Origin of the sequence: Franconibacter sp. IITDAS19 (genome assembly GCF_023079515.1) — a bacterium.
In the GTDB taxonomy this organism is placed as follows: Bacteria; Pseudomonadota; Gammaproteobacteria; order Enterobacterales; family Enterobacteriaceae; genus Franconibacter; species Franconibacter pulveris.
The window spans coordinates 485,163-494,402 of record NZ_JALJCP010000008.1 but is presented as its reverse complement, the minus strand read 5'-3'; the positions used below and the strand labels follow the sequence as shown (position 1 = coordinate 494,402).

General features: G+C 51.4%; 5 protein-coding genes and 1 pseudogene. All 6 read left to right on the top strand.

The window, feature by feature from the left end; genetic code table 11:
* Positions 1 to 1,508: pseudogene (locus tag MT962_RS19395) on the top strand (M23 family peptidase); the annotation flags it as partial.
* A gap of 3 nt (positions 1,509 to 1,511) precedes the next feature.
* Complete coding sequence (locus tag MT962_RS19390; RefSeq protein ID WP_247366250.1) at positions 1,512 to 2,204, top strand: hypothetical protein; 693 nt, start codon at positions 1,512 to 1,514, stop codon at positions 2,202 to 2,204.
* Positions 2,205 to 2,407: 203 nt separating this feature from the next.
* Positions 2,408 to 2,824 (top strand): hypothetical protein, encoded by a 417-nt coding sequence (locus MT962_RS19385; protein ID WP_247366249.1) that lies wholly within the window; start codon positions 2,408 to 2,410, stop codon positions 2,822 to 2,824.
* A 97-nt stretch (positions 2,825 to 2,921) separates the two neighbouring features.
* Complete coding sequence (locus MT962_RS19380; RefSeq protein WP_024558528.1) at positions 2,922 to 4,130, top strand: hypothetical protein; 1,209 nt, start codon at positions 2,922 to 2,924, stop codon at positions 4,128 to 4,130.
* Entirely contained in the window at positions 4,127 to 7,609 is a 3,483-nt protein-coding gene (locus MT962_RS19375; protein WP_247366248.1) for an ImcF-related family protein, read from the top strand. The genes MT962_RS19380 and MT962_RS19375 overlap by 4 nt, the downstream gene beginning before the upstream one ends.
* A complete protein-coding gene (gene tssA / locus MT962_RS19370; RefSeq protein WP_247366247.1) occupies positions 7,609 to 9,210 on the top strand; it encodes a type VI secretion system protein TssA in 1,602 nt (533 codons plus the stop codon). The genes MT962_RS19375 and tssA overlap by 1 nt, the downstream gene beginning before the upstream one ends.
* The last annotated feature ends 30 nt before the right edge of the window (positions 9,211 to 9,240 follow it).

Here is a 9,240-nt window from a genome sequence, read left to right as displayed (position 1 = left end):
CCGACGGTGAAGATTATGAATACAATCTCTATAAAACCGCGATGCGGAATTATAAGGAGAGCCCCAGTGCCGGGTTTGAGCTGCTGCGTTTTGGCCGGGTCATCAATACCGGGCATGAAACGCTGGTGCCGGCAGACGCGCCATTATGGATGACCGTCAGTTATCCGGGTGGAACTGGGGTGGTCAATCTTGCCGATCCCTGCATTAAAAAGTTTAGCGATGCAGATTTCCCCCACTGGACGGGGTGGTTACTGGTTGATGATGACAATGATACTCACAGCCAGTGTAATTCGGCGATCATCAGGAAGTTACAGGAAGAGGGCCGGTATGAAGCTCAACGCAACAAACTTATCTGCTGTTTACCCTTCGAGTGGGAAAAAAGCACAATAGATGCCAGATATAAATGGCTGATGACCGGTCTGCCCTGGGAGCAGTGTACGCCGGAAAAAACGGCCATATGGACGGTCCCTGGGACCCAGGAAAAAAAGGATCGCGTTCTGATGAATGAGGAAGATTATGGCAAGTTCAAACAGCATGCAGAAGCGCTGTGTTTTGATTCAGGAGCTCTCGGTAGCGGAAAACTGTGGAATATAGAACCTAGAGTATTTATTTCTCACTTTCGTAAATGTAATTGGCTCAGTCGAGAAGAATTTAAACAAGTTGTACCACGTAATATAATAAGGCCTTCGGGTTCTCGCTATAGTTGGGAACCAGTCACGTTTCATGAAAGTGATACATCTGTCTTCTCAAAACATTATCCAATGCTGAATAAGATGTTTAGGAAGTATTGCATTAACACACCTTTAAGATTGGTGAGTTTTTTAGGGAATTCGGTACAGGAAACTAAATGGCTGAATGTAACTAGAGAAGATTATCGATATTCCGCTACAGATGAGCATGGGCATAGATACCATTACAACATTTGGTATTTTCCTTGGTACGGCAGGGGATTCCTGCAGTTAACTAACCCTGATAATTTCTATAAATATTTTACATATCGGGGAAGGTCATTTAATAAAGATGTTCGAGACGAATTGGTCAGTGACTATAGAAGGGTCCAGGGTGACCGTGCTCTCAGGGAACGGGAAAAAAGATTAGATAACAGGATTCTATATGACGGACAACATCCTGGACTTGAGCAAGAAGTGATGTCTTGGCGTGAAGATGTCGATGTTGGACTATTCGACCCATCCGATAGCGCAGGATTTTATTGGTCATTAACCGGTATGGCAAAATATGCCGATGAAGCTCATGAACTACAGAGACAGGCAGTGACTGCAGGGAATGGTATTAAGATCTATTATCGTAGCCCAGCGTTCTGGCGGGCGAGTGCAACTGTTAATTTGCCAGGTGCCATCAGTAGACGAAATTATCAAGGGATAAATGGATTTATAGAGCGTTGCTGCGCATATACTTGTGCCTTGGCTGTGTTGACAGAAATTAAATTCCCAGATGAAAACAATACGTTTACTTTAGATAAGCCTGAAGGCATTGTGTTAAGGAGATAAAAGATGAAAATAAAATATTTTGCTTTTTTCATATTTTCAACTTGTAAGTTCACTTTTGCAGATATCAATCCTGAAATAAATATGCCCGCTGATTTTAATGGTGATAATTTCATAGCAAGAGAAATTAATGATAATTCATCTGTTTCTTACAATACTGCAGAGTCTAGCGGTTGCAGTATTATAAAATTTAAAGAGTATAGAGCATCACCTAAAAATAAAATAAACGCCGAAGAAAATAACCCCGCTAACACATTCCCTGTCAATACTTGGGTCTGTTTATCGTCCGATACTGTGTACAGTAACGGGTATGACAGAAGCATGAATGAAAAAATTGTTTATTCGAGAAGCAAATCCTTATGGGTTAAAGCAAACAATAAAAAATCTGAAATTATTCCTTCAGATCAGGATGGACCTTACAAGTCGCTGAAGTTATACAATATCAAAGCAAAGAATGCTGAGGGATATGTTGTATTTGATGAGAATATTACAAAGGATGATAAAGAAACCTATAAAAATGCAAAAGAGCTGGTTAGTTTTTGCTTGGTTCAAGATTCTACTTATAGTGCACTTTGCGGTTCAGGTAGCCTTGCCTCAGATAGTAGCCAAATCCCTTACGTATTAAAGTCTGTTGAAAGTATGGAAATAGGTTTGGATAATAAAGTAAATGAAAAAATGTTGAATGACAGTAGCAAGTAAAAGGTCAATTAGGGGTATTGCCGATTATGTCGTTCTACTGTTAATTGGAGGGGTATGAATAATGAAATTGATAATCAATTTTTCTTCCACATTTAGTGGGTTGGTATCAAATTTAATCTTCTGTGGTCTATGCATTATTTTGCCGACAACTTATTGTCATTGCAAATGATAACGTTGACAAAGAATCTATTTCAATGTGTGCTATGATTCCCACGAATGCTATTTCTGATGTTTATGAAAGTATGAGTGCTAAAACCAGTAAAGATAATTCATACCTTCTTCTAACGAGTGCCAGTGAAGCAAATTATCCTTGGGGTGACGACAGGTTAGCTATCGATGGGCATGCATATATTTTAAATGGCACTATTTTAAAATTAGATTCCTTGACCATATATAGTATGGAAAATGGCAATTCAACTGACGAAGTTATATATTTAAGCAAATCTAATCGTCGGGTTGGAGGGGTTTTTTATCGTGGCATCGCTAAAGATGGAACGCCTGAAGTAAGTGCTATGTATATTAATGATATAGGTCACGTTAGCCATTTTAATGTAACTGAAAGCCCTGAATGCCTGAGCCATTTCCCTAAAAGTGTTTTGTCCAAGGTTTCTACTGAGTAGAAACTTTGATAGCTCATTATTAAACCAAGATTTATTGCGATGAGCATTACCCATAATCAAAAAATTCGTTTGTGTTATTTTCATATCGAGATAATTAATGTTGTATTCCCTTAAACACCTTCCTGAATGTTATCTTCGACCAGTTCCACCAAAAGCATCTCGTTGGTTTGCTGTCCTAGTGGCGATGTTGGTCATCAGCGTAATTCTTATGCGGGTATTCGGACGATACATCGATAACGGTCACTTCTGGATGTTGGCTATTGGTACACCATTCGTTGTGTGGATTGTGAGTTTCACTATTCGCATGTGGATCTGGTCATTACAGGACAGTAAAGCGAATGGTTTTGACCGGCGTCGGGAGCAATGGATCTTAAGTGAGACCCGTAGGGCACGCCGTGCGCTTCAGGTGCTGAATACAACATTTATTACGGCCCATCAGGAAGATGAACAATCTTCTGTTGCAGTTGAAATGCTCAATAACCACAGCATTATTATTTCGCAGTCGGACTGGAAAGGCGAAGAAAGCAGGAGGCTGAGCCGTATCCTGACAGAACCAGAAGATACTCCTGAATTGGTCATCTCACGTTTGTTCTCTGAGCTTATTGCCGATCTTCCCGTTCACCAGTTTCCTGAGAACGCTTCGCTTGTTGTCATCCTCGATGTCTCGTCATCTCTGTCTTTCCCTGCTGTCAGAGATATCTGGCAGGAAGCCTGGCAGGAGAGCGGCATAACTTGCGCGCTTGAGTACACAGACAGCAATGGGCCGGGGGTAGTCAACCACTGGCTGGATCACCGCATTAAAGATGAAGCGATGTTATTGATTGTTGGCCTCCAGATTGATCCGGTTGTTTCAAACAATACTGCTGAAGCAGCCGTTGCTCTGCTTCTTGGCAACCGCCTGACGCAAGAGGCACTCGAACCTCTCGCGCTGCTTCACCGGCCAGATGCTGCTCCATCAGGTGAACTGAGCGAGGGGATGAGGATGGCCGCCTGGAACGTCCCGCTCAAAGAAAATATCGTGAAAAATTTATGGCTTGCCGGGCTGACAGGTGAGCAGCGGGCAGAAGTTATCGAGTGCCAGAATGCACACCCTGCGCAGTCTGTAGAGGACGAAGCCGTCATTTCTCTCGATACCTCCATGGGACATGCCGGAGCAGCAGCCCCCTGGCTGGCTATCGCTGCCGCCACTGAAATCGCCCGACAAACTCAGTCACCACAGATGATTGTCTGCGGTGATACCACACAGAATGTGCTTTGGAGCACGCTCATTACCCCGATTGCTTCCCGACAGGAGATGGATCCGTGAAGCTACCTTTAGCACCGAAGACTACGGAAGGCCGCTATCTTGCTGTCGCATTGATTTTCTTTTTGCTGTTAGCTGTTATGACGTTCATGGTCTGGAAACATCCGGATATTGCCGGGATTGAAGACGGTAGTCAGCAGCAAATTTACTGGCTTATCGCCGGCGTATGTATTTCAGGCTGCGCCCTTACCGTATCCGTGGTGCTCCTGGCGGCAGTACGCAGTGCCGGTAAGCAGGAGTTTAATGCGCTTGTTGCCAATACCAACGGTGATGATGAGAAAAAGAAGCGGGAAAATGATAAAGCGCCTGTTCACCCCGCGGTGGCCATGTATGACAAGATTCGGGGACATCTCCGCTCCCGTATTGGTCTTTACTGGCGTCGGAAAACCCGTCTGCTGTTAATCGCTGGCGATGAGGCGGCAATCGAACAACTGATCCCCGGCCTGCAACACCACCAGTGGCTTGAAGGTAACCGTACCGTTCTGATTTATGGCGGCAGTCTGACTGCTGAGCCCGATCGCGAAAAATACACCGCGCTGCGCAAGCTGCGTCGCGGGCGTCCTCTGGACGGGATTATCCGTGTCATGCCGCAGTCGCTTAATCTGACCCCTCAAATCAGTGACAGCGATTTACGCGGACTGGAAAAAATCAGCGAGTTACTGCGTTATTCCGCCCCGGTCTGGCTGTGGCAACTGTGCGACAGCAAGTGGTCGCAGGCAAAACGCACTGAACAGACGGTAGGGGCCGCTTTCCCGCTGCGTGCTAAGCCTGATGATATTACCCGGCAGCTTGAGTTGATGCTGCCTGCATTGCGTACGCAGGGGGTGAGTCAGGTCGCTGAGAACAACGGCCACGACTTCCTGCTGCGTCTGGGCCAGCACCTCCAGGACGGCGGTATCGCCCGCTGGGCTCAGCAACTGATGCCATGGCTGCACTCTTCTCAGCAGCGCGTTCCGCTGCGTGGCCTGATGTTCAGCCTGCCGGAGAATAAACCCGCCGCTATCGCAGGAAAAACAGCCGGTGCTGTACCTGCCGACGCTGAGAAATATATCCTGGAATCACAACGCCATGCGCTGACCCTACCGGTGACCTGGCAGGGGATCGTTGATGACTGTACCAGCGTGCGTGGCCGCCGTGTCGGTATGGCCTGGGAGCAGACCCTTGCCTGGACGCTGATGGTCATTATCGGTGTCTGGGGGGCGGGAACACTGTTGTCGTTTGCGGTCAACCGTCTGCAAATTGTCTCTGTGGCGCAGCAGGCGCATGCTCTGGTGGAGCATCCTTCCGTATCGGATTATCAGCTCACGGCTCTGCATACGCTACGTAATGACGCCGGTCGCCTGCAGCACCGCATTCAGGATGGAGCCCCCTGGTACCAGCGCTTTGGTCTGGACCATAACCAACAACTGCTCGACGCGCTGCTGCCGTGGTACGGCGTGGCAAACAACCGCCTGATACGCGATCCGGCAAATACTGCCCTGACGCAAAAACTGACAGCGCTGGTCAATTCAGCGCCCAACAGCGACCAGCGGGCACAACTGGCGAAGCCGGGTTATGACCAACTGAAAGCCTGGCTGATGATGTCCCGTCCGGATAAAGCCGACGGCGCGTATTACGCACAGACCATGAAAACCGTGCAGCCGACGCGAATGGGCATTTCAACCGGCCTGTGGCAAAGCCTGTCGCCAGATCTGTGGGCGTTTTATATTTCCGAACTGCCGAAGCAGCCGCAGTGGAAAATCACACCGGATGCGCAGCTGGTCAGCCAGAGCCGCCAGGTACTGTTGCAGCAGATAGGACGACGTAACGCTGAAAGCACCCTGTATGAGAACATGCTCAAATCTGTGCGTCGTAACTTCGCTGATGTGTCTCTGGAGGACATGACCAGCGGCACCGATGCCCGCCGCCTGTTTACCACCGATGAAGTCGTACCGGGCATGTTCACCCGCCAGGCGTGGGAAGGGGGTATTCAGCAGGCTATCGAAAAGGCCGCAAATTCCCGCCGGGATGAAATTGACTGGGTGCTGAGCGACAGCCGGAAAGCGGTTTCCTCAGACCTGTCACCAGAAGCCTTGAAAGCGCGACTGAAGCAACGTTACTTCACTGATTTTGCCGGTAGCTGGCTGAATTTCCTCAACAGCCTGCGACTTAACCCGGCGAACAACATTGCTGACGTCACCGACCAGCTGACGCTGATGAGTGATGTCCGTCAGTCGCCACTGATTGCCCTGATGAATACCCTCGCCTGGCAGGGACAGACCGGTCAGAAAGTCGACGGCCTGTCTGACTCGATCATTAAATCCGCGAAGGACCTGGTCGCCGGAAAAGAGAAACCGGTAATTGACCAGAGCGCAACTGGCCCCCAGGGGCCGCTGGATGAAACCTTTGGCCCGCTGCTTCAGCTTCTGGGTAAAAACAAAGGCAGCAATGTGATGTCGGCTGACAACTCGCTGAGCCTGCAGACGTATCTGACCCGCATCACCCGCGTGCGTCTGCGCCTGCAACAGGTGGCCAGTGCTTCTGATCCGCAGGCAATGATGCAGACCCTGGCGCAGACCGTATTCCAGGGCAAAAGCGTGGATCTCACCGATACCCAGCAGTACGGAAGTCTCATCTCTGCAAGCCTTGGCGAAGAGTGGAGCGGTTTTGGCAGCACGATGTTTGTGCAGCCACTGACCCAAGCCTGGGAGACCGTGCTTCAGCCGTCGGCGGCGAGTCTGAATGACAAATGGAGCCGCTCCGTGGTGGCGAACTGGCACACCGCCTTTGACGGACGTTTCCCGTTTGCCGCCAGCAAAAGTGATGCTTCTTTGCCGATGCTGGCTGAATTTGTGCGTAAGGACAGCGGGCGTATAGAGCGCTTCCTGACGACAGAGCTCAACGGTGTGCTGCACAAAGAGGGCAGCCAGTGGGTACCGGATAAGGTCAACAGCCAGAGGCTGAGCTTTAACCCGGCTTTCCTGCGGGCCATTAATCAACTGAGCCAGCTGTCAGACATTCTGTTCATCGATGGTAGCCAGGGCATCAGCTTCGAATTGCAGGCACGCCCGGCACCGCAGGTGGTGGAAACTCAGCTGACCATTGATGGACAAAAGCTGCACTACTTCAATCAGATGGCCGACTGGCAGAGCTTCCGCTGGCCGGGAGACACTTACAAGCCGGGGACGATGCTGACCTGGACCACGGTCAACGCTGGTGCGCGCCTGTTCGGGGATTACAGCGGGACCTGGGGCTTTATTCGCTGGCTGGACCAGGGCAAGTGTGCGGAGCTTGACCGCAGCCAGTGGATGATGAGCTTTACCGCCCCGGACGGTCGCACCCTGCAGTGGGTGCTGCGCTCGCAACTCGGAAAAGGTCCGCTGGCGCTGCTGGATCTGCGCGGTTTCACGCTGCCGGATCAGATATTCAGTGTCGACAGCGCGGCCACCGCGCAGGCGCTGATGGCCAGTGCCGGAAACAGTGACATGGAGGGAGTCGAATAATGAGCACTCTGCAAAATCTGGTCGCGGCCTGTCAGGCTGACGAAACTCAGCTGCGGCGGCAGGCGCAGGCACGCACGGAAAACTGGCAGCCCTGGCTTGCTCCGGTAAGTGATGCCAGTCCGACGGGAGAAGACCCCGGCTATGACGATGATTTTCAGCGTATCCGGGAGGAGGTCAATAAACTTTCCGGCATCGATACCGGGTTGATTTGCACGCTTGCCGAAAAACTGCTGACCACCACTGCCAAAGATATCCGGGTCGCTACCTGTTACTGCTGGGCGCGTCTGCACCGGGACGGGGAAACCGGATTTGCCGAAGGGCTTGAACTGCTGGCGGGGTTGATACAGCGCTATGGAACGCAGCTTCACCCTCAGCGCGAGTGGAGCCGTAAACCGGCGCTGGAGTGGCTCGCAGGCTCCCGAGTTCTGGACAGCCTGTCACTCTGGCCGGAAGTGGCACGCGACGATGCACTGCGCACTGCCGGTGCGCTGTTGCTCATCCACGACAGTCTGGAGACAGAGCCGGAGGCGTCACGACCAGAGCTGAATGCCCTGTACAGCGCCCTGGAATCTCGCCTGATAAAAGCCGGTGGCGTGGATGCCGTGGTCCCGCAGAACGCCGGTAATAAGGCTCAGTCCCAGACCTCCACACACACGACCGAGTCAGACGTGCCAGTTCTGAGCCGCATTACCTCCGGTCAGGATTTGCTGGCTCAGGCCCGTACCCTGACCGGATATCTGCGTGAGCAGCCCGATGGCTGGCTCGCCGCACACCGGCTGATGAAAAGCCTGCGTCATGACACGCTGAGTGCTATTCCGGCACCGGATGCCGAAGGGAAAACCCGAATAGAGCCGCCGCGAGCTGACCAGCGGGCGATGCTAAAACGCCTGTATCTGCAGCAGAGCTGGCTGGAGATACTGGAGCAGGCGGACAGCACCTTCTCGCGTGGCGCCAATCACCTCTGGCTGGATTTGCAGTGGTATATCCACCAGGCCCTGGTGAAGTCGGGGCAGGATGTACTGGCTGATATCATCGCCGCCGACCTGAAAGGGCTGCTGCGCCGCCTCACCGGGCTGGAAACCCTGGCCTTTAATGACGGTACGCCGTTTGCCGATGAGGTCACGTTGAACTGGATAAATCAGAGCGTGCTCGACGATATGCCCGGCTGGAAAGATGGGCCGGTCAGTACCACCAGTGATTCTGACAACGATATCCTGGCGCTCGAGCCGGAAGCGCTGGAGAAAGCCGACACAGACGGTCTGGATGCCACTCTTCACTGGCTGCAGACCCGCCCGGGCACCGACGCCACAAAAGACAAATGGTTGCTGCGTTTGCTGATGGCCCGAGTGGCTGAGCAGAAGGGCAAGAATGAACTGGCGCTGCATCTGCTGGGTGAGCTCGACAGTGCCGCACAGTCCATCACCCTCACGCAGTGGACACCAGCGCTGTTGTTTGAAGTGAAATCGCGTCGCCTCAGACTGCTGCGCATGAAAGCCACGCGCAGTGAAACCGAAAAATCACGGCTTCAGCCGGAAATGGACCAGCTTCTGTCCGGTCTGATTGCACTCGATCCGGCCAGCAGTGCTGTGCTTTGTGGGTAATCAGGACTGAATTAAGGGAAAAGGGAAACG

Bases quoted from the DNA above. Each gene is read 5' to 3' on its own strand.
- MT962_RS19390 (WP_247366250.1), top strand. From the start codon at position 1,512: ATGAAAATAAAATATTTTGCTTTTTTCATATTTTCAACTTGTAAGTTC.
- MT962_RS19385 (WP_247366249.1), top strand. From the start codon at position 2,408: ATGATTCCCACGAATGCTATTTCTGATGTTTATGAAAGTATGAGTGCT.
- MT962_RS19380 (WP_024558528.1), top strand. From the start codon at position 2,922: ATGTTGTATTCCCTTAAACACCTTCCTGAATGTTATCTTCGACCAGTT.
- tssA (WP_247366247.1), top strand. From the start codon at position 7,609: ATGAGCACTCTGCAAAATCTGGTCGCGGCCTGTCAGGCTGACGAAACT.